Here is a 23506-nt window from a genome sequence, read left to right as displayed (position 1 = left end):
CCGGGGTTATGCGCAACGAATCGGTCAGTTTTTCCTCGTTGCGTTTAAAGCGCCGGCATCAATAAACACTCGGTGTTTGCCTGGGAGGTTGGGCGCGACCGACGACGCAGCCGCTGGGCTGTGAATGAACCGCCTTGGCCAATCGGTCATTCCAACCTGGGTTCAGTCAGTGGCATATGCCCTGCACCTACCCCGGGCACATCCTGCGCTCACTTCACCATAGGCTTGATCATGACCAAACCCTTCCCGAATCAGAGTGGTATCTACGACGTCATCGTTGTTGGCGGTGGCGTTGTGGGATGCGCGATGGTCCGGCGCTTTACCCTGGAAGGGGCGCGGGTGCTGTTGCTGGAAAAAAGCCCGGACATTCTGTCTGGAGCGAGCAAAGGCAATAGCGCGATTTTGCACACCGGCTTCGATGCGCCAACCGGCAGCCTGGAGCTGCAATGCATGAAGGACGGCTACCAGGAATACCTGCAGATCCACCAGAAGATGTCGCTGCCGCTGCTCAAGACCGGCGCGATGGTGGTGGCCTGGAACGAGGAGGACCTGGGCAAGCTGCAAGGCATCGTCGAGCAGGCGCACGCCAATGGGATTGCCGATGTCCGCCTGATCGGCCGCGAGCGGGTGCGCGCCCTGGAGCCGAACCTGGCACACAATGCCCTGGGGGCGGTCGAGGTGCCCGGTGAGTTTCTGATCGACCCGTGGTCGGCGCCCCTGGGGTATCTGCTCCAGGCGATGATCCATGGGGCACAGGTGCGCTTCAATACCGAGGTCAATGGCGGTTATTTCGACGGCGAACTCTGGGCCCTGGAGACCACCAACGGGTTTATCCGGGGGCGCACGATCATCAACTGCGCCGGGTTGTTTGGCGATGTGCTCGAGCAACAGTTGCTGGGCGCATCGAGCTTTTCCATTCACCCGCGCAAAGGTCAGTTCGTGGTATTCGACAAGGCCGCCGCGCGCTATCTGGGCAACATCATCCTGCCGGTGCCCAATGAACGCACCAAAGGCATCGTGTTGACCCGTACGGTCTACGGCAACCTGCTGGTGGGGCCGACCGCCGAAGAACAGGAAGACCGCGTGCACGCCGGCCTCGACGGCGATGTGCTGCGTCAATTGGTGGACGCCGCCGTCGAGCGGATTCCGGCGCTCGAAGGCATGCCGGTCACCGCCACTTATGCCGCGCTGCGCCCCGCCACGGAAAAGAAGGAGTACCGGGTGCAGCGGGTCGAAGGCAAGAACTGGATCAGCGTCGGCGGCATCCGCTCCACCGGCCTGACCGCGGCGCTGGGCATTGCCCGGCACGTGTTCAGCCTTTATCAACGCGAGCACACACCGGTCCCTGCGCAAATCCTGCAATGGCCGACACTGCCCAACCTTGCCGAACATTTGCCGCGCGACTATCAGCGCCCGGGCTACGGCGAAATCGTCTGCCACTGTGAAATGGTGACGCTGCGGGAAATCGAGAATGCCTTGGCCAGTGCGCTGCCGCCCGGTGACCTGGGTGGTTTGAAGCGCCGCACGCGGGCCTGCATGGGGCGCTGCCAGGGCTTTTATTGTGGCGCGCGAGTGGCGCAGTTGAGCGCTGGCCATCTGGCCGTTCCCCTTGCAACAGGTGTTTGTCATGCAGCCCATTGAAGTCGAAAACATTGATGTCGCGATTATCGGTGGCGGCCCGTCGGGGCTGTCGGCGGCGATCACCCTGCGCAAGCTGGGCGTCGACAAGGTCGTGGTGCTGGAGCGTGAGCCCGAGGCGGGTGGCATCCCGCGCCATTGTGGGCATCCGCCTTTTGGCCTGCGTGAATACGGCAGGCTCTACACGGGGCCGGCCTATGCGCGCAAAAACGTCGCGCAGGCGTTGAAGGCAGGGGTGCAGATCCGCGTCAAGCACTCGGTGACGCAGATGGGCGAGGGCGGGCGCCTGGAACTGGTCAGCCCGGAGGGCGCCAGGGTTATCCAGGCACGCCGGGTGTTGATCGCCACCGGGGCCCGGGAAACGCCGCGCTCGGCGCGCCTGCTGGGCGGCGACCGCCCGCTGGGGGTCATCAATACCGGTGCGTTCCAGTCCTATCTGTACCTGGAACACCTCAAGCCCTTTGAGCGCCCGTTGATTGTCGGTACCGAGTTGGTCAGCCTGTCGGCGGTCATGAGCTGCCGACGTGCCGGGATCCAGCCGGTGGCGATGATCGAGGCCAATCAGCGGGCCACGGCGCGCTGGCCGTTGTCGCTGTTTCCGCGGTTGTGCGGGGTGCCGATGCATTTCGGCGCGCAACTGCTGCAGATCCATGGCACCGGGCGCGTGGAGGGTGCGACCGTGCGCCTGGCTGACGGCCAGACCACCACCTTGGACTGTGACGGCGTGCTGCTCACCGGCCAGTTCACCCCCGAATCCAGCCTGGTGCGCTTGAGCGAGCTGCGGCTTGACCCGAAAAGCGGTGGCCCGCACATCGATCAATACGGGCGCTGCAGTGATCCGGCCTACTTTGCCGCGGGTAATCTGCTGCGTCCTGTCGAGACGGCAGGCTGGTCGTTTCGCGAAGGCCATAAGATCGCTACGATGATCGCCCGCGACCTGCAGGGGCACTTGCCGGCTGGTGCGCCGAGCGTCGAGATCGCCTGCCAGGGCGACTTGAAACTCTGCGTGCCGCAACGCTTGAGCCCGTCTGCCGTGGCGGGTATGCAGCACCTGCAACTGCGGGTCAGCCGTGAGGTGAAAGGGCGCCTGGTGGTACGGGCCGATGGCACGCAAATCTGGTCGCGTGCCGGCAGCTGGTTGCCGGAGCGGCGGATCCTGATCCCCATCGCCCGCCTGAACCTGCCCCAGGGCGTACAGCAACTCGAAGTCGACTTTGTCGGCCACTAACAAGACCTGCCGAGGAGTCTTTAACATGCGGATTGCCGCGCTCGATCAAGGCACCACCAGCACCCGTGTGCTGGTGGTGAGTGACAATGGGTCTGCTGATATCCAGCTCTCGTTGCGCCATCAGCAACACCATCCCCACCCCGGTTGGGTGGAGCATGATCCACTGGAGTTGCTCAATAACCTGCAGCGTTGTCTGGAGGCCACCGGCCAGGTGGATGCCATCGGTATTGCCAACCAGGGTGAAAGTTGCCTGGCGTGGGATGCCAAGACCGGCGAGCCGTTATCCCCGGTGATCGTCTGGCAGGACAATCGCACCTCGGCCGAGATCGCCCAGTTGCGCGGCGACGGGGGCGAAGCCCTGACCCTGGAGCGTGCGGGGTTGCCGTTGGATCCGTATTTTTCGGCGAGCAAGCTGGCCTGGATCGTACGCAACCTGCCGGCTGCGCAAAGCGCCTTGAAAGCCGGGCGGCTGCGCCTGGGCACCACCGATGCGTACTTTCTCGATCGCCTGACCGGGGTCTTTGCCACCGACGTCACGACCGCCTCGCGCACTTCGCTGATGAACCTTTCGACCGGGCAGTGGGACAGCCAGCTCTGCGAGCTGTTTGGCGTGCCCATGGAAACGTTGCCGCAGATCCGCGACACCGTCGGCCACTTTGGCGAGATCGGCGCCACCCCGGTCACCGCCTCGATTGTCGACCAGCAAGCCTCACTGTATGGCCATGGTTGCCGCAACGAGGGCGACGCCAAGATCACCTACGGTACGGGGGCGTTCGCCCTGACCTTGACGGGCGAGCAGATCATCCGAGCGCCGGACAAAGGCCTGCTGGCAACCATCGCCTGGCAGATCGACGGCAAGCCCACGTATGCCATGGACGGTGGTGTCTACGATGCCAGCGCCGCCGTGGAGTGGGCCGGGCGGCTTGGCTTGTTCAGCGATTTTTCAGAGCTGGCGGCCTTCGACGAACCGCCGGCCATTGGTCGCCAACTCGCGTTTGTGCCGGCGTTGTCCGGGCTCGCTTGCCCCCACTGGGACCGCAGCGCGGCAGCCCTGTGGGTGGGCATGAATGGCAGCACCACGCGCCAGGATATGTGCCAGGCCGTGCTGGAAGGCGTGGCGTTGCGCAGTGTTGAAGTGATCACGGCCATGGACGGTTTTCTCAGCGTCACCGATCACCTGTCCATCGATGGCGGCCTGGCGCGCAGTCCATATTTTGCGCAGTTCCTTGCTGATGCCTTGCAGCGTTGCATCGTCACCCAGCGCTTCGATGAGCTGACGGCGTTCGGCTGCGCAGCGCTGGCAGCCAAAGGCCTTGGCGTGGCCCTCAAGCCGCCGCGTAACACCAGCACCAGCTTTCACCCGAAAGTCAGTGCCGCGCAAGCCCAGCAGTGGCGTGTCACGTTCAGCGATGCGGTGACCCGTTGCCGCGACTGGCGCTGACGGCTTACCACTCCGGCCGGCTCAGGGCAGGGGCCTCCAGGACTTCCACCTGGGCCTCGGCCAGGGCCTTGGCCAGTTCACCCAAGGGTTTGCGGTCGATGATCAGGCGGTCGATGCGTTCCAGCGGGAATACCTGGAACAACGCGCGCTTGCCCATCTTCGAGGAATCGGCAATGACCGTGAGGTAGCGCGTGCGGGCGATCATGGCGCGGGTGATTTCCGCCTCTTCGATGGAGAAGTCGAACGCCCCGTCGGTGTTCAAGGCGCCAATGGTGACCACCGCATGCTCTGCGTTGAAGCGCGCGATCTGCTCCATGGCCAGGGCGCCGATATTCTGTTCCGATTCAGGGCGGTATTCGCCACCGATCATGAATACGCGATTACCACTGGCGCCAATGGCGGAGGCGATCAACAAGGAGTTGGTAATGACCGTGATGCGGTTGAGCTTTGCCAGTTCACGGGCAAAGAACAGGGTGGTGGTACCGGTATCGATCAGCAGGCTGTCGCCCGGCGCATAGAGCCCGGCGGCAAACCGCGCCACCGCACGTTTCTCCTGGGAGAATTCGTTCATCCGGGTCTGGAAGGCGTTCTCATGTTCGCCGCTGGGTGGCAGCGAGGCACCACCATGGAACTTGGTGACCTGGCCATCGTCGGCCAGGGCCGTGAGGTCGCGGCGAATGGTCTCTTGCGAGGTGCTGAGGGTGCGCGCCAACTCATCGACTGAAATGCGTTCACGCTGGCGTAGCAGCTCAAGGATATGTTGGCGTCTTTCATTGGGGCGCATGGGGATCGATCCTCTTGATGCTACGTGAGTGCGCCAGCGGTGCGCAGCGCTGTTACCGAGGCACTCAAATGATGCCGCAGCAGCGTGTGTTGGGGCGCTTGAGCGCCAGCGCAGATGGCGTGAACTTGGTATTGGCGTTTGCCGTTCACGGGCTTAGAGTCCGCTGCCTTGAAAGGTATGACCAGAGATTACGCAATAGAATTGACCGATTCCAGTGTGTTTAACCCGCAAAACCACAAGAAACACACGATTGGCATGGGAAGTGGTTAGTTATAGGGTGTGAAAGCGCAACAAATGGGGCTGTAAAACGCGTTTGGCCAATGGAGCGACCGAACTGGGGCGTACTCCTACAAAAACAATTGATTCAGTACAGATGGAGCGAAAGCAATGGCGGAATTCGGCAACTACGTTATTTACCTGATCATGATCGGCGCGGTGGTGGGCGCGTTTGCGTCCGTGATCAAGCCCGACAGTGGCCTGGGCAAGGAGTTTGTCAACGGCATCCACTCCATCGGCCCGGTGTTCCTGGCGCAGGCGGGCATCATGGTGGCGATCCCGTACCTGTCCAAGTTCATCGAGGTGGCCCTGGGGCCGTACTTTGGTGCGATGGGTTCCGACGTGTCCATTGCGGCACTGTCGATCATCGCCGTGGACATGGGTGGCTACCAGCTTGCCGATGCCCTGGCGGCGAACCGCGACATGTGGATCACCGCTATGATCGTGGGCTACACCTCCGGTGCGACCATCGTCTACCTGATCCCGGTCGGCCTGATGATGCTCGAGCGCAAGGACCACAAGTACCTGGCGCTGGGGGCCATGGCCGGGCTGATCAGCATCCCGTTTGCGGTGCTTGCGTCGCTGATGATGATCACGGCCTTCAACCTGCCGGTGCGTGACATCGTCTCCACCACCTCGCCGGCCCTGCATTACCTGAGCCTGGGTTTTGTCGACTGCGTGCGCTTGCTCGCGCCCTTGTTTGTGTTCTGTTTCCTGCTGGCTGCCGGCCTGCGGTATCGGGCGTCGTGGATGGTGGCCGGGTTTTTGGTGTTCGGTAAGTTGATGGACGCGTTTATCAAGATCGTCCTGGCGCTGGCCATCGTCGAGCACTTCACTGGCTTCTTCATGAAAAACTTCGGCGTATGGGGCTTCGACCCGATGTTCGCGGACGAGAAGGAATTGTTCCGCGCCATCGAGATTGCCGGCTATATCGGCATCATGCTCGCCGGTACTTTCCCCATCTGCTACCTGTTCAATCGCTACTGCAAGAAACCCATGCAAGTGCTGGGCAAGCACATCGGGCTGTCGGCCGATGGCGCGGCGGCGTTTGTCATGGTGTTTGCCAATATCATCGCGGTGTATCACCTGTTCAAAAAGATGAATGCCCGGGACAAGGTCCTGTGCGTGGCCCTGGGTGTCTGCGCGCAAGCGACCATTGGTGATCACCTGGCCTTTACCGCCAACTTCCAGCCGACGCTGATCATGCCGATCCTGCTGGCCAAGCTGTTCGGTGGCCTGCTCGCCGTGGCAATCGCGATCAAGATCTCCGTGCCCGCCGCCCAGCGCTACGAAGCCCAGGAACGCGAGCGCGAAGAGGCCGACGCAGCGGGTGTACCAGTCGCCCAGCCGGTATGACGCCAACCGTTTAATCACCGCAAGGGTGCGAGCCCTTGCCTTGCCCTGAGGTAACAATGAGAAAGATTTTTCTGGCCTGCCCCTACAGCCATGCCGATGCGTCGGTCACCCATGAGCGCTTTATCCAGTGCAACAAGGTGGCGGCCACAATCATCGAGTCGGGTCATGGGGTGTTTAGCCAGGTGTCGATGTCGCACCCGATCAACCTGGCGTTTGAAGGCAAGGACAGCGCCACCATCGGCAAGCTGTGGGCACCGGTGGATGCGCTGTTCATGGACATGATGCAAGAGCTGATCATCCTCGACCTGCCGGGCTGGGACCTGAGCTCGGGGATCAAGCGCGAAATCGAGTTCTTCAAGAATCGTGGGCAGAAGGTCAGCCTGTGGTCGGAAGTTTCTAACGAGTTCATCTGACAACGTATAACCCTTGTGGGCGCGGGCTTGCCCGCGATAGCAGTGTGTCAGTCAAGTATTTCTAACCTGACCCACCGCTATCGCGGGCAAGCCCGCTCCCACATTGGTTTGTGTGTGCTCTTCAAGTCACGCCCGCCCCGTTGTATGGTTTTGCCAAACCCTGCCAACGAGGATCCCACCATGTACAAGGACTATCCCGCCGCTTACCAAGTCAGCAAGGGTGCAGCCTTGCAGGTCGACAAGGCGTTTTACGACCGTGTGCGCGAGTGCGGGGCAGGGCGCACCCTGGTCGAGCAGTTCGACGTGCCGATCCGCACCGGTCGCGCGTGGAAGGTACCGGCCGGCCATGTGTTCCGCGTGACCACCCCGGTCGGGCCGCAGGTCGGCGATTTCAATGTGTGGAATGCCAATGACCCGCGCGAGCGCATGTGGGCTGCGCGCACCCGCCAACTGCAAGGCGCCCATGTCAGCACCTACGACCGCCTGTGGTCGAACCTGCCGTTCCTGCGGCCGATGGTCACCATCACCGATGACAGCCTGGCCGGCTACGGCATCGACGAGCACGGCGGGCGCCTGCACGATCTGCTGGGCACGCGTTGCGATCCCTACGTGAACAAGATGCTCACCGGCGAGGACTTCCACCATCATTGCCATTCCAACCTGACCCGCGCCGTATTGCCCCATGGCCTGACCGAGTTTGATGTGCACGACGTGTTGAATATCTTCCAGTGCACCGGCCTGAATCACGACGACATGTACTTCATGAAGGCATGCCCGGCCAAACAAGGCGATTACCTGGAGTTCTTTGCCGAGATTGACTTGTTGTGTGCGCTGTCCACCTGCCCGGGCGGTGACCTGTCGCTGCCGATGTGGGGCCCGGATGCCCAGGACCCGCTGACGGTGTGCCGGCCGCTGGGGGTGGAAGTCTACCGGCTCGACGACGGGTTGCTGGAGGGTTGGAAGTCGCCTGAGCGCGCCGCGTACAACGGCAATCACGGCTTGTTGATTCCCAAGGCCGCGTGGGAAAAATAATCGAGTGGGGAAGGAACGCGCTATTGCTTTATGTGGGGCTTCTGTGGGAGCGGGCTTGCCCGCGATGCGGTGGATCAATCGGCACACTAGCTTGCTGACACACTGCTATCGCGGGCAAGCCCGCTCCCACAGAAGGGTTTAGAAAATCTAAAACAGTGGTTAAGAACGTATCGTTTCCACGCCCACTTTTACCTCACTAGTATGGCGTTCAAGCAATTTCGCCGAAGTTAGCTTGAGTGAGGTAAACCGACCATGCACAGCCCTGATCTGGTGCTCTACACCGACAGCTCGCCCAATGGTTTCAAGATCACCATCGCCCTCGAAGAAATGGGCCTGGCCTACACCCTGCGTCATGTCCAGATCGATCACGACGAGCATCGTCATCCGGATTTTCTGGCGCTCAATCCCCATGGGCGTATTCCGGTACTGGTTAACCGCGGCGCTGGCATCACCCTGTTTGAGTCCGCCGCGATCCTGCTGTACCTGGCGCAAAAGAGCGGGCAACTGTTGCCCCCTGCCGGCCCGGCGCATTGGGCGGCGATTACCTGGTTGATGTTTCACAGTTCAAGCGTGGGGCCGTTGTTGGGCCAGCGCGTGCATTTCGAACTGTTCGACGACAGCGCCAACGCCACGGCAATCCAGCGTTATCGGCAACTGACCGAAGCGGCCTTTGCCACCCTTGACCAACAATTGGCCGCCAACCCCTGGTTGGCAGGGCAGGCCTATTCCATCGCAGATATTGCGACCTTTGGCTGGATGCACATTGCCCGGGTGATTGCCTTCGATTTCAGTCAGTACCGGCACCTGAGCGCTTGGTATGAGCGGGTCAACCTGCGCCCGGCCGTGCAACGCGGTATCCGCCTGCCTGCCCCTGCCACCGGCCCCTGAGTGGCCCATTCCGAGGACCCTGTATGAACTCCACCGCCACCTGTGGCGCCAACGCGTCGGCCTTTGCCAACCACCCCGGCTACCGGCGCATGTTTGCGCCGGATCAACTGACCCTGGGGATCTTCCTGCCGCTGCGTTTCTATGAGGGCGACATGGCGGTCCTCGCCGGCCAGGCGCAATGGGTCAGCGAGATCGATCGCCTGGGCTTTGCCGCAGTCTGGGTGCGCGACGTGCCCTTGTTCGATCCTTCGTTTGGCGATGCGGGCCAAGTGTTCGATCCGTTTACCTATCTGGGCTACCTGGCCGCCCATAGCCGGCAGATTACCCTGGTGACCGGCAGTGCAGTGTTCTCGTTGCGTCATCCGATTGACTTGGCCAAGGCCGCCGCGACCATTGATCGATTGTCCGGTGGCAGGCTGGTGATGGGCATCGCCTCGGGCGACCGTGCCGTGGAGTTTCCGGCCTATGGCCTGGAGCACGGTGCGCGTGCCGAGCGTTTTGCGCAGTCGGTGGACTACTTCCGGCAATTACTGGCGGCCACGGCGCCCACTATTGAGTCACCCCTTGGGCAACTGAGCGATGCGTACTTGTTGCCCAAGCCGGTAACGGGGCGCATTCCCCTGGTTGTCACCGGGTCGTCGCGCCAGTCGATGCAGTGGCTGGGGGAGCAGGCCGATGGCTGGCTGACCTACCCGGACAGCACCCATAACGTGATGGGGCCAAGGCGCCTGGCGGAAAAAATCCGCGCCTGGCGCGATGGGATTCCAGGGGGTGGCTTCCGCCCGCATATGACCAATGAATGGATCGACCTGGCCGATGACCCGGACTTCCCGCGGACGCCCATGCAAGGTGGCTATGTGCTCAAGACCGGGCGCAAGGGCCTGATCGACCTGCTTGGCGAGTGGCGTGAAGCGGGCGTCAATCATGCCGCCCTCGGGATCCAGATGGCCCAGCGCCCGGTGGCCGAGATCATTGAGGAACTGGCGCAAGAGGTGTTGCCGCTGTTTGCGGCACTGGCTGGCCCCGAACCCCATCTGCAATAGTGGTAGCAGCGGGCGCTGTACAAGCGTCAGGTCCAGACACTAAAATGAGAAGTATTATCATTACTGCTCATTGGACCTGACATGTACGACGACAGTCTCGTCTCGCCCGTCGAACAACTCTACACCCGTCATCACTCCTGGCTGCGCGGCTGGTTGCAGCGTCGCCTGGGGCACAGCGCCGATGCCGAAGACCTGGCGCACGACACCTTCATCCGCGTGTTGCGCACGCAGCAGGATGTGCGTGAGTTGCGCCAACCCATGGCATTTCTTGCCGCGATCGCCAATGGCTTGCTGATCAACCGCTGGCGCCGCCAGGCCATTGAACGGGCCTACCTCGAGGCACTCGCCGCGCGCCCCGAAGCTGAGGAACCGTCGCCCGAAACGCGTTACCTGATGATCGAAACCCTGCTGCAACTCGACTCGCTGCTGGTGGGCTTGTCGATGCAGGTGCGCAAGATCTTCTTTTTGTCCCAGCTCGATGGCCTGACGTACCCGCAGATCGCTACGCAATTGAGCTTGAGCGTGGCCCAGGTACAGCGGGCGATGGGCAAGGCTTTCAGCGTGTGCTACGCGAGTCGTTTTGAATGACGGGCATTGCGGTTGCACCGAAAATCCGCGAAAAGGCTATCGATTGGATCGTCAGGTTTGAGTCCGGAATGATGAGCCCGGCCGATCACCAGGCGTTGCAGCAATGGCGACTGGCGAGCGCCGAGCACGAATACGCCTGGCAACGCGTCACCAGCTTGCCCCTGACGCTGCAGCCCGGTGCCCACCTGTTGGCGGATGCCACCGCGCGGCGGGCATTGGAATCTGCCGGGGCTGATCCGCTACGGCGCCGGCAGGTGCTCAAGTGCTTGCTGGGGCTGGGGCTGCTGGGTGGCCTATCGTGGCAGGGCGCCGATTCGACGCTGGTGCGCGCAGCCTTTGCCACGTACCGCACGGCGACCGGTGAGCGCCATCGCTGGACCCTGGCCGATGGCAGTTCACTGTGGCTGAACACCGCCAGTGCCGTCAGCCTGGACTTCAGCGCCTACCTGCGCAGTGTGCAGTTGATCGAGGGCGAGGTGGCGCTGGATGCACAGGTCGAGTCACGCCCGCTGCAACTGGTCACGCCGGATGCGCTACTGAGCAGCCGGGAGGCCAATCTGCTGGTGCGCCACGATCAGCAGGGCACGTGGATTACCGTATTGCGCGGCTGGGTCGACGTGAGTTCGCCGCGCAACCCGTCACCAGTCGCGGTGGCGGCGGGGTGGCAGACCCGGGTGGATCGCCAGGGTGTGGGCGCGCCACGCCAGAGCGATGGGTTTCTGGCCCAGGCCTGGTTGCGCGGGATTCTGCCTGCCGAGCGTATGCGCCTGGATGTGCTGCTCGCCGAACTTTCCCGCTACCGGCCGGGCGTCTTGCGCTGCAGCGAGCAGGTGGCGGGGTTGCGCGTGACCGGGAGCTTCCAGCTGGACGACACCGATGCTGCGCTGGCGTTGGTGGCCCAAGCGTTGCCGGTGCGCATCGAGCGTCGTACCCGCTATTGGGTGACTGTGGTGCCGGTCTGAAAATTTTTTTACGTTCCCCCCGCAGTTTTTCAAAACTCGCTTGGCCTATAGGAATAACCCACCGAGACAGGTGGGCCTTCACCTCTAGGAGCCCTGCATGATTTCTCCCGCAAGTGTCTTGCGCACCCGCACATTGGGTCTGTTATTACTCAGCCTGCAACCGCTGTACAGCACCGCGGTTTTCGCCCAGGCCGAGCGTCAGCCCTATAGCATCGACGCCGGTCCCTTGGACCAGGCGCTCTCGCGCTTTGGCGTGCAGGCGGGTATCAGCATGGCGGGCAGTTCGACGCTGACGGCGGGCAAGCGCAGCAACGGCCTGCACGGCAATTTCAGCACCGAAGCGGGCCTGGCGCAGCTGCTGGCGGGCACCGGCCTGAGTTTTCAGCGTCAGGCCGATGGCAGTGTTCAATTGCACCCGGCAACCACTGCGGTGGTGCTGCCGTCGCAGAAAGTCACCGGCGAGGACCTTCAGAAGAAAGCCGTCTACTCGGCGCCACGTTCAGCGGTTTACATCTCCCCGGAAGAAGTGCAGCGCTTTGCCGTGATTTCCCCCGGCGATTTGCTCAAGGGCCAGCCTGGGGTGCAGGTGGGCGACAGCCGCAATGGCGGCGGCCTGGATGTGAATATCCGCGGGATCCAGGGGCAAAGCCGGGTCGCGGTCACGGTCGATGGCTCGCAACAGGCGCTGGATGTCTATCGCGGTTATGCAGGCACGCAACAACGTAGCTACATCGACCCCGACCTGGTCAGTGACGTGGCCATCGACAAGGGCCCCAGCCTGACCTCCAGCGCCATCGGCGGCACGGTAGCGATCCGCACCCTGGGTGTCGATGACATCCTGCGTGATGGCAAGAACGTGGGCCTGCGCCTTAAGGGCGACGTGTGGAACAACGGCGTGGAGCCTGCCTCGCGCAACAGCCATTCGGCCACCGAAAGCCTGTATTCCGAGCCGCACCAGCATCGTGGCGGCCTGTTCGGTTCCGATTCGGAGTCGGGCAGCGCGGCGTTTGCCTACACCCACGAGCTGTTCGACGTGGTGGCGGCCTACGCCCATCGCAACCAGGGCAACTACTTCTCCGGCAAGCACGGCCAGGACCGCTACCGCACCTATGACCGCTATGGCCGCGAGAACATGACGGTGGCCACCACCTACAACCCCGGTGAAGAGGTGCTCAACTCCTCGGCAGAGACCGAATCGATCCTGCTCAAGACCACCCTGCGCCCGGCCGACGACCACACCTTCGACTTCGGCTACATCCGTTACGATGGGCGCATAGGCGAGATCATGCCGTCGGACATCTTCCGTTTCGGCACCGGTGGCATCTACCAGTACCCGCGCGGCCGCACCCAGATCGATACCTACACCGCCCGTTATCACTACCTGCCCACGGGCAATATGCTGGTGGACCTGACGACCAACCTATGGATGACCGACGCCCAGACCAGTCAGTTGACCTCGGTGCTGGCGCCCAAATCCCAGGCCTATCGCTCGGACCGCAACTGGACCCGCCAGGCCGATCGGCGCATCGGCGGGGACCTGGCCAATACCTCGCGTTTTGAAACGCAATACGGCGATTTCAAGTTGGACCTGGGGGGCTCGTTCCAGCTCGAGGAGCTGCAGCCGCAAAAGGGCGTGGTCACCACGCAGAACGATATCAACGCCAACCGCAGCCTGCGTGACGGTTCGCGCAAGGAGTTCAGCCTCAACGGTAAGTTGGAGTACCAGCCGATTGAAGAACTGACGTTGTGGGGCGGCGGGCGCTACACCTACTACCGCACCAAGGACCATGTGCCGCACGCCACCGCCCAGCGCGAGGAGCGTGAGTTGCGCTACGTGAATGTGATCAAGCCGGGCAGCTACGGCAACATGCTGTGGTTCCCCGACGAAAACGGCCAATACACCGACGCCACCGACCCGCGCCTGAACAACGGGATTGTCTTCAGCGACACCAACAATCCATTCGACGGCCCGCGCTACAACGACTACGGGGGCATTGGCACACGGGTCTATCCGTCACAGGTGGGCGAGGTGGTCACCGGCTACACCTATTCGGGCAAGCAGAGCGACAGCAAGGGCGCCTTTTCACCGGCCATCGGCATCAACTATGAGATCGCGCCGGATACCTTTATCTACGCCTCCTACACCCAGGGCCTGCGCATGCCCTCGCTGTTCGAAACCAGCCAGGGCACCTTGCAGACCATGCCTGGCAAGGGCCTGAAACCGGAGCGTTCGAGCAACTGGGAAATCGGTGCGAGCACCCTGCAAAAAGGCCTGCTGACGGACAACGACACGGCGGCGATCAAGCTGGCGTACTTCAACAACACCATCAAGAACTACGTGACCCGTTACTACGACCCAAGCCCTGGGCTGATGGGCCTGATGAACTTCAGCAATACCGACAGCTTCAAGACCAGTGGCCTGGAGTTGCAATCGAAATACGACGCCGGCTGGGTATTTGCCGATCTGTCGTCGACCTACTACCTGAAGACCGAAACCTGCGACTCGGCCTTCGCCGCGCGCTTGCGGGCCAGTTCCACCCGCTGGCAGAAGCTTGACGACACCCCCAACTGCACGCCGGGCAGCTTCATGGGCTCGTACACCAACACCCAGAACCCGCCACGGGTCGCCGGCAACCTGACCTCGGGCCTACGCTTCTTCGACCAGACCCTGACCGTTGGCGGGCGCTTGACCTACACCTCGGGCCCGACCGTCACCGCAGACAAATCCTGGCAGACCGGCGCCACCACCCCGCAACTGGTCTACCGCGAAGTGGCGCTGGTGGATCTGTTCCTCAACTACAAGTGGCAGGACCACACCAATCTCAATGTGTCGCTGGATAACCTGACCAATCGTTACTACCTGGACCCGCTGGCCCAGAGCTTCATGCCGGCGCCGGGGCGCACGTTGCGTATGGGGCTGGTGACCAAGTTCTGATGGCGTGGCGCAAATTCTGCGCCCGGCAGAGGTCCTCCGTGGGAGCGGGTTTGCTCGCGAAAGCGCTGTATCAGCAGCGGATGCCCGTCCTGAAACACCGCTCCTACAAGGTTAGAGAATGTTCGTAGGCGGCAGTCATGACGTGCCAGGTGTGGGGGTTGGCCGGGATCAGGTGCTCGATCCGCAATGAGGTGACGGTGATGTCCTGGGGCATGCCGAAGGTGGTGAAGGTGGACATGAAGTCCAACTGCCCCTGCCGCGAATTGATGCGCGTCAGCACCAGTGGCGGCAGTTCATGGGTCAGTGTTGTCGAGCCTTGTGGCACCGGCAGGCTTTCCAGCAGCGTGGCCAGGGCCGGGTTGCCCAATGCTTCCCGGGCCGCCCGTTGCCAGGCGAGGTTGCGGATTTCGTCGGCATTGAGCAAATGGTCGCCCAGGCCACCCGGTTGCAGCAGGGTCGTCAACAGGTTCAGGCCTTGTGCTGCGTCGGGCGCTAGGCCCACCAGGTCAAACAGGACCTGGGTGCTGGCGTTGGCGGCGAGTACTTCCCAGTGGCTGCCCAGCACGATGGCCGGTGCTGGGTTGTTGGCCTTCAGCACATGGTTGATGGCCTCCCGAATGGCATCCATCGCCGGCGCAGCCAGCGGCGTAGCCTCATAGCGTGGGGCGTAGCCGGCCGCGAGGAACAGGCTGTTGCAGCGTTCCAGCGGCACGTCGAGGGCCCCGAGCAGGTTGTGCAAGGTGCCAGGGCTGGCCTTGGCCCGGCCGGTTTCGATACAGCTCAAATGGCGCTGGGAAATACCGCTGATCAGCGCCAACTCCAATTGACTCAATTTCGCCTCGCGGCGCAACTGCCGCAGTTGCGTGCCGGCATTGGTATCGGGCGTGGCTCGGGGGAAAGGTGGGCGGCTCATGGGTTGACTCTGGCAGGGCGGGGCGGTTGGCGTCCATGACCTCACAGGTCATTGAGATGGCGACGACGTTATCACTAATGTGCAGCTTATTGGGGCCCTCGCCACAACGGCTTCACTCACCTTTACCTATCTAGAGGAAGGACCCTATGCACAGACCCTACATCGCCCTTGCCAGCCTGTTGGCGTTTTCCTTGTACACCCTGGGCACCTTGCTCTGGGCCGAGCAGTCGCTGCTGGCGTTCGGCCTGGAGTTGCTATCCAGGCCCGACACCGCCCAGGTGGTGATCGACCTGTACCTGATGGCGGCCCTGGCCTGTGTGTGGATGTACCGTGATGCCCGCACCCGGGGCCGGTCGCTGGCCAGTGTGTTGCCGTACTGGCTGCTGACGGCGGTGTTCGTCTCGGTCGGGCCGCTGCTGTATATCGTGGTCAACGGCTTTGCCAGGGGCCGGCAATGAGTAGTCCCCTGCATCTGTTTGCCGTCTGTGTGCTGGTGCTGTTTATCAAGATGCTGGGGATTTCCTGTTACCAGGGTTTTTTCCGCCTCAGGCACCGTGCATTCACCAATCCTGAGGATGCCGGTTTCTTCCAGCGCCCGGCCAATGCCCAGGAACTGCTGCCAGTCAGCCGGGCCGCGAAAGCCTGGGCCAATGACCTGGAAAACATTCCGCTTTTTTTCGTTCTCGGCGGGCTGTGCCTGGCGCTGGACGCCCCGGCAGTCGCGACGGCCTGGCTGTTTGGCCTGTTCACCGTCGCGCGCGTAATGCATACCCTGATGTACCTGGGCGGCCGCCAACCCTGGCGCACCCTGGCCTATGGTGTTGGCCTGGCGTGCCTGCTGGGGCTGGCGGGGTTGGTTGGCGCGGCGTTACTGCCTATTCGATAGGGTATTTGCCGAACGCCGGGTGTTGCTCGGCCCATTGGGCGTGGCGCTGCAAGTTGGGAAAGTCCTCGGCTTTGACCACCGAGGGCACGGCGTACCTTGAAAACGACCAGGCCACCGCGGCGCTCAGCGACGCTAGGTTCAAAGGCTGGCCAGGAGCGTTGGCCAGCAGTTTTTCCAGGCCCCCGTAGGCTGCCAGCAGTTGCCCGGTTACTCGCTCAAGCCACGGCTCATGTAGTTTTTCTGTGGGGCGCAGGTTGTGCTCGTAGTAGATCTGTACGCTCTTGTCGCAGGCAGCCAAGGCCAGGCCGATCACTTGCAGGTCCCGCGCACGGGCGGCTGCGGTCTGGGGCAGGAGCTTTTTATCGGTCGGCGCCAGGCTTTCGAAATAGTCCAGGATCAGGCTGGAGTCCATCAGCACCGTGCTGTCGTCGAGCACCAGTGTCGGCGCCTTGACCACCGGGTTGATCCTGGCAAATTCAGCGAAGGTACTGAACACCGACAGCGACTGCTGCTCAAAATCGACCCCATACAGGTCCAGGGCAATCGCTACGCGGCGCACATAAGGTGAGTCGAGCATGCCAACCAGTTTCATGAAGCCTCCATTCTTGATGGTGTGATTGTTAATTGCGGATTACTTTATAGCGGCCAAAGTCCTTTCAATATCTATATTTTTTACCTTAAAAGGTTAGTCAATCTTACATGAGCGCTTTTCCGCCCCTGACCTCCCTGCGCAGTTTCGAAGCCACCGCCAGGCTTGGTAGCGTCACCCTGGCGGCCAAGGAGTTGCATGTCACCCATTCGGCCATCAGTCAGCAGATCAAGGTTTTGGAGCAAATCGTCGGCCTCACGCTGTTCGTGCGTGAAGGGCGCGGCTTGCGCATCAGTGAAGATGGCCGGCTGTACGCGTTGCAGATCCGCCAGGCCCTGGGCGATATCGCCGACGCGACGCGCTTGATCCAGGCCCAGCCCAAGCGGGACGAGTTGGTGGTGGCGGTGTTGCCCTCATTTGGACGCTCCTGGCTGCTGCCGCGACTGCCAGCGTTCCAGCGGCTTTACCCGCACATCAGCATTCGCTTGCAAGCCACCCTGGCCATTACCAACTTGCATCAAGAGTCGGTAGACATGGCGATCCGCATGGGCAAGGGCGAATGGGAAGGAGTGGAGCAGAAACTGCTGTTTCACGACGAAGTGGTGGTGGTCGCCGCGCCCCATTTCAACGGCGGGCAATTGCCGCGAACCCCCGAGCAAATCGTGCACAGCCCGATTATCTACAGCAATGAATCCTGGCAGCCGTGGTGCCAGGCCGCTGGCATTGAAATGAGCACCGAACGCAAAGGCCTGTGCAGCAATGACTCCAACCTGGTACTGGAAGCGGTCCGGCTGGGCCAGGGCATCGCCCTGGAGCGGCGTAGCCTGGTGCATGACGCCATTGTGCGCGGGGAGCTGGTGCAACTGTGCGATATCAGCGCGCCGTATGCCTACCCGTATTGGTTGGCCTGGCCACCTCGGGAAAGCTCGGAAAGCAAACAGCGGGTGTTTTCCGAGTGGCTGCATGGGGAAGTGCAGTGCTACATGGCGCAATTGGCGAGCATCGAGCCCTGATTGCAGCGACCACAAAATATCGTGTCACAGGGGCGGTCGCTGCAGTCTGCGACGTTCGGTAGGCGACAGTGCCTGGATCGAGCGTATGGTGGATCGGGCAACCCGTGGATTATCTCTGGAATAGGAGAGGTGACTATGAGCGTTCCCCTGTTGAACAAGATGCATCTCAATGGCTATGACATTGCCCGGGTCAACAGCGGCCCGTGGCGCGTGTGCACCAAGGATGATCGATTGGCTTCCTTTGGCTCCCGTGAGCAGGCAATGGCCTATGCCGCGACGCTACCGGGCTACAAGGTGCGTGCACGACCTTGAGCCTACCGGCTTGCCCGCGATGGTGTCGGTTCAGGCAGCACTGCTGCGCCACACAGGCCGCCATCGCCGGCAAGCCGGGGCCTACAAATGGGCCGATCTAGACGAAAGGCTGGCCGCTGAACCCGCGTGGCAGGCGCTGCAGGCCGGGTAGGGCAGTCAGGCGTTGGGTCCAGGCGCTGCGCCAGTCATTGCTGGCCTGGCCCGAGCGGGCCTTGCGTGCCGCGCGGCGCGATGCATTGCGCTGGTTGCGGCGGGCTTCCTTGTAGGCATCGGTGTTGCGGCAGGTACGGCATTTGACCCGGTTCAATTCGACCGTGGATGTGAGGTTATTGCCGTGATGGCCGCAAGCGAGGTGCCCAGCGACCTTGAAGTGAGTGACCATGTCAGCGTCTCCTTCTGTGAGGGTACGCGGCACCGCAAATCTGTTGATGCTCGCGCTCAAGGCCAGGCCGGTTGAGGCTGTGCCCTTATATTTCCGACACCATGTGCGGGCCTGCGTTCACCGCGCGCCTGGGTGCGTCGAATCTGAACAATTCTCTCGGGCGTTACAGGTCAGCGGCGGATTTGCTGGGGTACAGGCCGGTCGGCAAAACCACGCGTGCTGGCCGATCTTGGCGTTATAGGCAGCAGGGACTATTGTTGGTTGTCTGGCGCACAGCCCATAGGAGGGCGATACCATGAACACCAGTGCTCTACTGGAACAACTGCTACGGGCAGGTCAAGCCTCGATGTCGCAGCAAGGCGGTTCGGCGGCTCCCCAGGGCGGCGCGGGAGGTCTCGGCGGGTTGGGTGGCCTGCTCGGTGGTTTGCTCCGGGGTGGCGGCTCTGCACCCTCTGCGTCTGGTGGTGGCGGCCTGGGCGATCTGCTGGGTGGCCTGGGTGGTATGTTGGGGGCAACCCCGGCGGGCGGTTCGACCCAGGCGCGCAGCGGTGGTACCAACTACGCGGCCCTGGCGTCATTGGGGATGATGGCATTCCAGGCGTATCAAGCCTGGCAGCGCCAGCAGGCTTCGGCACCGCAACAGGCCTTGCAAACGGTTGATCAACTCTCCGGCTCCGACGTCGAGGCCCATAGCCATGCAGTGCTGCGTGCATTGATCGCGGCGGCCAAGGCGGATGGACGGATTGATGAGAAAGAAGAACTGTTGATCTCAACGGAGATCAAGCGCCACACCGACGACCCCGACCTGCAGCAATGGCTCGATGCCCAAGTCGCCAAGCCTTTGGATGCGCGGGATTTTGCCGAATATGCCGGTGACCCGGCCGTAGCCGCCGAGGTCTACCTGGCCAGCGTGATGCTGGTGGATGACCAGCAGGACGCCGAGCGCAACTACCTGGATGAACTGGCGGGAGCGCTGGGCATCGAGCCTGAGTTGCAGGTGCATCTCGAACAGCAAGCCAAACCGGCCTGATACCCGATACCCATGTAGACGCTGCCTCGCGCAGCGAAACAGCGTCTACATCAGTCCTTCAGAATCGCAGGGTCGCCCCCGTGGTCAACCAGCGGTCGCGATCCCCCGTCAGGTTGCGCCCGACCACCAGGTCTACATCCACCTGCTTTCCCAGATGCACCCGCGGCCCAGCCTGCCAGGCCTGGTCGCCGTGCTGCTGGCCGTAGCGCTCCGCCAGCAACGTCAGAGAGTCCGCCACGCGGTATTCCAGGCCGGTGCCCCAGGTCAGCCGCTGGTTTTGTTCGCCATCGTCATAGGCGTGGCTCCAGCCGGCATTGAGGTTCAGGCGCAGTGTTTCAAACGCTTGCCAGGTCAGCGGTACGCCCAGGTCTGCGCCGTCGAATGGGTGCCGACGGTCCACTGCGATATGCGCCGCCGCCGCCCAGGCGATCTCCACGCCCGCATCCTGCCAGGCCCACAGAGACCCCTTGAGTTGCGGGCTGAGGTGGCTCAGCCCAGGCTCATCCTCGATGGCGGCGCCCCATTGCAGATTAGGCAGCGCCCTTGATGTGCAGGCTGCGGAGAGGGTGGTGCGCTGTGTTGAACGGGTGTAGCCAGCGTCGACATTGCATTCGCCCGGGGCGTTGATCGCGCCATCGTCCACCACGTAGCTACCGCCTGCGGCAAAGGCCTTGGACAGCAGGCCCACGGCCAGGGTGGCGCCGATAAAGATCAGGTTGCGGCGCAGCGCCCGTTGCCGCGACGCCGGTAGCCAGGTGAAGGCCGAAAAGAGGGAGTGTTTGTGCATGGTCTCATGCTCCAATTGAACGAGTGTCTGTAGTGATTGGGCGTGGCGAGCGGGCTTGTTGTGGCGAGCGGGCTTGTCGGAACGCCGCATCGCCCGCGCTGGGCTGCGAAGCAGCCCCAAAACCTGCCACCTTGGGCTATCTGATAGAACTCAGTGACTCTATTAGGGCTGCTTCGCAGCCCAGCGCGGGGCAAGCCCGCTCGCCACACCAAGCCCATCTGCCACAAAAAATAGCTGCCACACCCAGCCCGCTTAGCGCCGCAAACTCAGTACCACTGCTTGAACCGGCGGATGTAGAGGGTCTTCATCAGTTGCGCCACGCAGCAGTAGGCCAGCAGGGTGCCGACCAGCCATGGGAAGTACGCCCAAGGCAACGGTTGCAGACCCACGAGGGTGCCCAGGGGTGAGAAGGGCACATAGATCCCCAGCGCGATCACCAGGCTGGTCATCAGCAACACCGGCCAGGCCGCCGTGCTCTGGAAGAACGGGATCTTGCGGGTGCGCAGCATGTGCACCACCAGGGTCTGGGAGAGCAGCCCTTCGACGAACCAGCCGGACTGGAACAGGGTCTGCATTTCTACGCTGTTGGCCGAGAACACGTACCACATCAGGGCAAAGGTGGTGATGTCGAAGATCGACGAGGTCGGCCCGATCCAGATCATGAAGCGCCCGATGTTCTGCGCGTCCCACTTGCGTGGCTTGGCCAGGTACTCCTTGTCCATCTTGTCCCACGGCAGGGCCAGCTGGGAGATGTCGTACATCAGGTTTTGCAGGAGCAGGTGGATCGCCAGCATCGGCATGAAGGGAATGAACGCACTGGCCACCAGCACCGAGAACACGTTGCCGAAGTTAGAGCTGGCCGTCATGTTCAGGTACTTCATGATATTGCCGAAGGTCTCGCGGCCTTTAAGCACACCTTCCTCGAGGACCATCAGGCTCTTTTCCAGGAGGATGATGTCGGCGGATTCCTTGGCAATATCGGTCGCGCTGTCTACCGAGATACCGACGTCGGCATCGCGCAGGGCTGGCGCATCATTGATGCCGTCGCCGAGGAACCCCACGGTGTGACCGTTGGCCTGCAAGGCCTTGAGCACCCGGGACTTTTGCAGCGGGGTCAGCTTGGCGAACACCGTGCGTTGTTCGACCTGCTGCTTGAGGGTGGCATCGTCCATGGCCTCGATGTCCACGCCCAGCAGCGGCTCGCCGGGCTCCAGGCCGACCTGGCGGCAGATGGTGCGGGTGACCACGGCGTTATCGCCGGTCAGCACTTTGACGGTGACACCGATCTCTTGCAGCGCGGCAATGGCCGGGCCGGCGGTTTCTTTTGGCGGATCGAGGAACGTCAGGAAGCCGTGGATCACCAGGTTGCGTTCATCGGCCGGGGTGTATTGCTGGCGCGCCAGGGCCTTGGGGATGTTGCGGGTGGCGACCACCAGCACGCGGAAGCCGTCCTCGTTGAACTCGCTGGCGGTGTGTAGCAATTCCTGGCGACGCCGCTCATCCAGGGCCACGGCGCTGGCGCCTTCCATCACATGGGTGGCGATATCGAGCATTTCTTCCACGGCCCCCTTGCACACCAACAGGTGATCGCCGTGGGCGTCCTTGACCACAATCGACAGGCGGCGACGGACAAAGTCGAAGGGCAGTTCATCGACCTTGCTGTAGGCAAACGGTACCTGGAACTTGGGATTGTGCTGGGAGAACGCCAACACCGCCTGGTCCATCAGGTTCTTCATGCCGCTTTGGTGGTGGCTGTTGAGCCAGGCCAGGGACAGCACCTGGTCGTCCCGCTGGCCGAAGGCGTTGACGTGGTGCTCGAGGATGATTTTGTCCTGGGTCAGGGTGCCGGTCTTGTCGGTGCACAGCACGTCCATCGAACCGAAGTTCTGGATCGCATTCAGGCGCTTGACCACCACTTTGCGCTTGGCCATGGCGTTTGCGCCCTTGGCCAGGTTGGCGCTGACGATCATCGGCAGCATTTCCGGGGTCAGGCCCACGGCCACCGCCAAGGCAAACAGGAAGGCGTCGCCCCAGTCGCCCTTGGAAAACCCATTGAGGAAAAACACGATGGGCACCATCACCAGCATGAAGCGGATCAACAGCCAACTGACGCTGTTCACCCCACGGTCGAAGGCGGTCTGGACCCGGGAGCCGACGATGGCCTTGGCCAGCGAGCCAAAATAGGTGCGTGGTCCCGTCGCAACCACCACCGCCTGGGCGCGGCCGCTGACAACGTTGGTACCCATGAAGCAAATATTGGGCAGGTCCAGCAGGTTGCTCTGGTCCGTGGCGCTCGTGGTAGCGGACTTTTGCGTGACATCGCCCAGGGTGTCGTACTTCTCCACTGGCAGGGCTTCACCGGTCAGCACGGCCTGGCTGATAAACAGGTCGCGGGACTCGATCAGGCGGATATCGGCCGGGATCATGTCGCCGGCCGACAATTGCACGATATCCCCGGCCACCAGGTCGCGCATCGGCACTTCGCGCAGGGTGGGTTTGGCGCCGACCTGCTCACGGCGTAGCACCGTGGCAGTGGTGCGCACCATGGCCTTGAGGGCTTCGGCGGATTTGGCCGAACGGTGTTCCTGCCAGAAGCGCAGCAGGCTGCTCAGGGCGACCATGGTCATGATGATAATGACCTTGGTCAGGTCCACTTCTTCACCGGCGCGCAGCGGCAGCCAGTAGTCGGTGACAAAGCTGATCACCGCGAGGGTCAGCAGCACGTAGATGAAGGGGTTGTTCAGGGCCTGGAGGAACTGCACCACCGCATGGGGCGGCTTGTCGTGGGCCACCTCGTTATAGCCTTCGCGTTGCAGGCGGGCGCTGGCATCCAGTTCGGTCAGGCCGTCTTTGGTTGCCCGGACGTTGGCCAGGGTGGCCGCCAGGCCGTTTTGCGCTTCGCGGGCGGCGCGCATCGACAGTTTGCTGGCATTGGCGGTGTTGTTGTCTGGACGTTGTTTAGTGTTTACGGCGCTCATGGTTTTTACTCCTGTCGACATACCCGTTACTT

General features: G+C 62.4%; 22 protein-coding genes. 16 read left to right on the top strand and 6 right to left on the bottom strand.

Annotated features, from left to right (window positions below):
- Positions 1-231 precede the first annotated feature (231 nt).
- Genes BHC62_RS23485 through BHC62_RS23475 form a run of 3 tightly spaced genes read left to right on the top strand, consistent with a single transcriptional unit; the run spans position 232 to position 4307 of the window.
- The gene (locus BHC62_RS23485; RefSeq protein WP_070996323.1) at positions 232-1641 is read left to right on the top strand and encodes an NAD(P)/FAD-dependent oxidoreductase; all 1410 of its coding nucleotides are present in this window, start codon (positions 232-234) and stop codon (positions 1639-1641) included.
- Complete coding sequence (locus BHC62_RS23480; RefSeq protein WP_070996322.1) at positions 1628-2866, top strand: NAD(P)/FAD-dependent oxidoreductase; 1239 nt, start codon at positions 1628-1630, stop codon at positions 2864-2866. The genes BHC62_RS23485 and BHC62_RS23480 overlap by 14 nt, the downstream gene beginning before the upstream one ends.
- 25 nt (positions 2867-2891) lie before the next feature.
- Positions 2892-4307: an FGGY family carbohydrate kinase gene (locus BHC62_RS23475; protein ID WP_070996321.1), complete on the top strand. Its 1416-nt coding sequence runs from the start codon at positions 2892-2894 to the stop codon at positions 4305-4307.
- Positions 4308-4311: 4 nt separating this feature from the next.
- Here BHC62_RS23475 and BHC62_RS23470 read toward each other — a convergent pair whose 3' ends face one another.
- Positions 4312-5091, bottom strand: a complete 780-nt coding sequence (locus BHC62_RS23470; RefSeq protein ID WP_070996320.1) for a DeoR/GlpR family DNA-binding transcription regulator — start codon at positions 5089-5091, stop codon at positions 4312-4314.
- A gap of 387 nt (positions 5092-5478) precedes the next feature.
- Here BHC62_RS23470 and eutH point away from each other — a divergent pair, with 387 nt between their 5' ends.
- From eutH to BHC62_RS23430, 8 genes are all read left to right on the top strand, one after another.
- A complete protein-coding gene (eutH, locus tag BHC62_RS23465) occupies positions 5479-6723 on the top strand; it encodes an ethanolamine utilization protein EutH (protein WP_029294550.1) in 1245 nt (414 codons plus the stop codon).
- Between the two features lie 56 nt (positions 6724-6779).
- Entirely contained in the window at positions 6780-7136 is a 357-nt protein-coding gene (locus BHC62_RS23460; RefSeq protein WP_070996319.1) for a DUF1937 family protein, read from the top strand.
- A 180-nt stretch (positions 7137-7316) separates the two neighbouring features.
- Positions 7317-8168: a DUF1989 domain-containing protein gene (locus BHC62_RS23455; RefSeq protein WP_070996318.1), complete on the top strand. Its 852-nt coding sequence runs from the start codon at positions 7317-7319 to the stop codon at positions 8166-8168.
- A gap of 252 nt (positions 8169-8420) precedes the next feature.
- Positions 8421-9056: a glutathione S-transferase family protein gene (locus tag BHC62_RS23450; protein ID WP_070996317.1), complete on the top strand. Its 636-nt coding sequence runs from the start codon at positions 8421-8423 to the stop codon at positions 9054-9056.
- 23 nt (positions 9057-9079) lie between these two features.
- Positions 9080-10099, top strand: coding sequence for an LLM class oxidoreductase (locus tag BHC62_RS23445; RefSeq protein WP_070996316.1), 1020 nt, complete (start codon positions 9080-9082; stop codon positions 10097-10099).
- Positions 10100-10180: 81 nt separating this feature from the next.
- On the top strand, positions 10181-10687 hold the full coding sequence (locus BHC62_RS23440) for a sigma-70 family RNA polymerase sigma factor (RefSeq protein WP_070996315.1): 507 nt from the start codon (positions 10181-10183) through the stop codon (positions 10685-10687).
- Complete coding sequence (locus tag BHC62_RS23435) at positions 10684-11649, top strand: FecR domain-containing protein (RefSeq protein WP_029294565.1); 966 nt, start codon at positions 10684-10686, stop codon at positions 11647-11649. Before BHC62_RS23440 ends, BHC62_RS23435 begins: the two co-directional genes overlap by 4 nt.
- Before the next feature lie 97 nt (positions 11650-11746).
- Positions 11747-14584, top strand: coding sequence for a TonB-dependent receptor (locus BHC62_RS23430; protein ID WP_070996314.1), 2838 nt, complete (start codon positions 11747-11749; stop codon positions 14582-14584).
- Between the two features lie 103 nt (positions 14585-14687).
- On the opposite strand, the gene BHC62_RS23425 is transcribed toward BHC62_RS23430, so the two are convergent.
- Positions 14688-15497 carry a helix-turn-helix domain-containing protein gene (locus BHC62_RS23425; RefSeq protein WP_029294569.1) on the bottom strand — a complete coding sequence of 270 codons (810 nt, stop codon included), beginning with the start codon at positions 15495-15497 and terminating at the stop codon, positions 14688-14690.
- 146 nt (positions 15498-15643) lie between these two features.
- On the opposite strand from BHC62_RS23425, the gene BHC62_RS23420 reads away from it, so the two are divergent.
- Positions 15644-15955, top strand: a complete 312-nt coding sequence (locus tag BHC62_RS23420) for a DUF2834 domain-containing protein (RefSeq protein WP_070996313.1) — start codon at positions 15644-15646, stop codon at positions 15953-15955.
- The gene (locus tag BHC62_RS23415) at positions 15952-16383 is read left to right on the top strand and encodes an MAPEG family protein (protein WP_070996312.1); all 432 of its coding nucleotides are present in this window, start codon (positions 15952-15954) and stop codon (positions 16381-16383) included. Before BHC62_RS23420 ends, BHC62_RS23415 begins: the two co-directional genes overlap by 4 nt.
- On the opposite strand, the gene BHC62_RS23410 is transcribed toward BHC62_RS23415, so the two are convergent.
- The gene (locus BHC62_RS23410) at positions 16373-16975 is read right to left on the bottom strand and encodes a glutathione S-transferase family protein (protein WP_070996311.1); all 603 of its coding nucleotides are present in this window, start codon (positions 16973-16975) and stop codon (positions 16373-16375) included. The genes BHC62_RS23415 and BHC62_RS23410 overlap by 11 nt on opposite strands.
- 107 nt (positions 16976-17082) lie before the next feature.
- Here BHC62_RS23410 and BHC62_RS23405 point away from each other — a divergent pair, with 107 nt between their 5' ends.
- Both BHC62_RS23405 and BHC62_RS23400 read left to right on the top strand, forming a co-directional pair.
- Complete coding sequence (locus tag BHC62_RS23405) at positions 17083-17985, top strand: LysR substrate-binding domain-containing protein (RefSeq protein ID WP_070996310.1); 903 nt, start codon at positions 17083-17085, stop codon at positions 17983-17985.
- 135 nt (positions 17986-18120) lie between these two features.
- Positions 18121-18297, top strand: a complete 177-nt coding sequence (locus BHC62_RS23400; RefSeq protein ID WP_070996309.1) for a DUF2188 domain-containing protein — start codon at positions 18121-18123, stop codon at positions 18295-18297.
- Between the two features lie 97 nt (positions 18298-18394).
- Here BHC62_RS23400 and BHC62_RS23395 read toward each other — a convergent pair whose 3' ends face one another.
- Complete coding sequence (locus BHC62_RS23395) at positions 18395-18679, bottom strand: hypothetical protein (protein ID WP_029294579.1); 285 nt, start codon at positions 18677-18679, stop codon at positions 18395-18397.
- A 295-nt stretch (positions 18680-18974) separates the two neighbouring features.
- On the opposite strand from BHC62_RS23395, the gene BHC62_RS23390 reads away from it, so the two are divergent.
- Complete coding sequence (locus BHC62_RS23390; protein WP_070996308.1) at positions 18975-19709, top strand: tellurite resistance TerB family protein; 735 nt, start codon at positions 18975-18977, stop codon at positions 19707-19709.
- Positions 19710-19767: 58 nt separating this feature from the next.
- Here the strand turns inward: BHC62_RS23390 and BHC62_RS23385 are convergent, their stop codons facing one another.
- On the bottom strand, positions 19768-20496 hold the full coding sequence (locus BHC62_RS23385) for a hypothetical protein (protein ID WP_143007584.1): 729 nt from the start codon (positions 20494-20496) through the stop codon (positions 19768-19770).
- Positions 20497-20762: 266 nt separating this feature from the next.
- Positions 20763-23474, bottom strand: coding sequence for a magnesium-translocating P-type ATPase (gene mgtA, locus BHC62_RS23380; RefSeq protein WP_070996306.1), 2712 nt, complete (start codon positions 23472-23474; stop codon positions 20763-20765).
- Between the last annotated feature and the right edge of the window lie 32 nt (positions 23475-23506).

It is taken from the genome of Pseudomonas sp. 06C 126 (genome assembly GCF_001855215.1).
GTDB classification, from domain to species: domain Bacteria; phylum Pseudomonadota; class Gammaproteobacteria; order Pseudomonadales; family Pseudomonadaceae; genus Aquipseudomonas; species Aquipseudomonas proteolytica.
This window is presented reverse-complemented; position numbering and strand designations above follow the sequence as displayed.

Coding starts and splice junctions, on each gene's coding strand:
- BHC62_RS23430 (WP_070996314.1), top strand. CDS start 11,747: ATGATTTCTCCCGCAAGTGTCTTGCGCACCCGCACATTGGGTCTGTTA.
- BHC62_RS23410 (WP_070996311.1), bottom strand. CDS start 16,975: ATGAAACTGGTTGGCATGCTCGACTCACCTTATGTGCGCCGCGTAGCG.
- eutH (WP_029294550.1), top strand. CDS start 5,479: ATGGCGGAATTCGGCAACTACGTTATTTACCTGATCATGATCGGCGCG.
- BHC62_RS23440 (WP_070996315.1), top strand. CDS start 10,181: ATGTACGACGACAGTCTCGTCTCGCCCGTCGAACAACTCTACACCCGT.
- BHC62_RS23415 (WP_070996312.1), top strand. CDS start 15,952: ATGAGTAGTCCCCTGCATCTGTTTGCCGTCTGTGTGCTGGTGCTGTTT.
- mgtA (WP_070996306.1), bottom strand. CDS start 23,474: ATGAGCGCCGTAAACACTAAACAACGTCCAGACAACAACACCGCCAAT.
- BHC62_RS23485 (WP_070996323.1), top strand. CDS start 232: ATGACCAAACCCTTCCCGAATCAGAGTGGTATCTACGACGTCATCGTT.
- BHC62_RS23445 (WP_070996316.1), top strand. CDS start 9,080: ATGAACTCCACCGCCACCTGTGGCGCCAACGCGTCGGCCTTTGCCAAC.
- BHC62_RS23480 (WP_070996322.1), top strand. CDS start 1,628: ATGCAGCCCATTGAAGTCGAAAACATTGATGTCGCGATTATCGGTGGC.
- BHC62_RS23460 (WP_070996319.1), top strand. CDS start 6,780: ATGAGAAAGATTTTTCTGGCCTGCCCCTACAGCCATGCCGATGCGTCG.
- BHC62_RS23470 (WP_070996320.1), bottom strand. CDS start 5,091: ATGCGCCCCAATGAAAGACGCCAACATATCCTTGAGCTGCTACGCCAG.
- BHC62_RS23405 (WP_070996310.1), top strand. CDS start 17,083: ATGAGCGCTTTTCCGCCCCTGACCTCCCTGCGCAGTTTCGAAGCCACC.
- BHC62_RS23435 (WP_029294565.1), top strand. CDS start 10,684: ATGACGGGCATTGCGGTTGCACCGAAAATCCGCGAAAAGGCTATCGAT.
- BHC62_RS23425 (WP_029294569.1), bottom strand. CDS start 15,497: ATGAGCCGCCCACCTTTCCCCCGAGCCACGCCCGATACCAATGCCGGC.
- BHC62_RS23475 (WP_070996321.1), top strand. CDS start 2,892: ATGCGGATTGCCGCGCTCGATCAAGGCACCACCAGCACCCGTGTGCTG.
- BHC62_RS23420 (WP_070996313.1), top strand. CDS start 15,644: ATGCACAGACCCTACATCGCCCTTGCCAGCCTGTTGGCGTTTTCCTTG.
- BHC62_RS23400 (WP_070996309.1), top strand. CDS start 18,121: ATGAGCGTTCCCCTGTTGAACAAGATGCATCTCAATGGCTATGACATT.
- BHC62_RS23395 (WP_029294579.1), bottom strand. CDS start 18,679: ATGGTCACTCACTTCAAGGTCGCTGGGCACCTCGCTTGCGGCCATCAC.
- BHC62_RS23450 (WP_070996317.1), top strand. CDS start 8,421: ATGCACAGCCCTGATCTGGTGCTCTACACCGACAGCTCGCCCAATGGT.
- BHC62_RS23390 (WP_070996308.1), top strand. CDS start 18,975: ATGAACACCAGTGCTCTACTGGAACAACTGCTACGGGCAGGTCAAGCC.
- BHC62_RS23385 (WP_143007584.1), bottom strand. CDS start 20,496: ATGCACAAACACTCCCTCTTTTCGGCCTTCACCTGGCTACCGGCGTCG.
- BHC62_RS23455 (WP_070996318.1), top strand. CDS start 7,317: ATGTACAAGGACTATCCCGCCGCTTACCAAGTCAGCAAGGGTGCAGCC.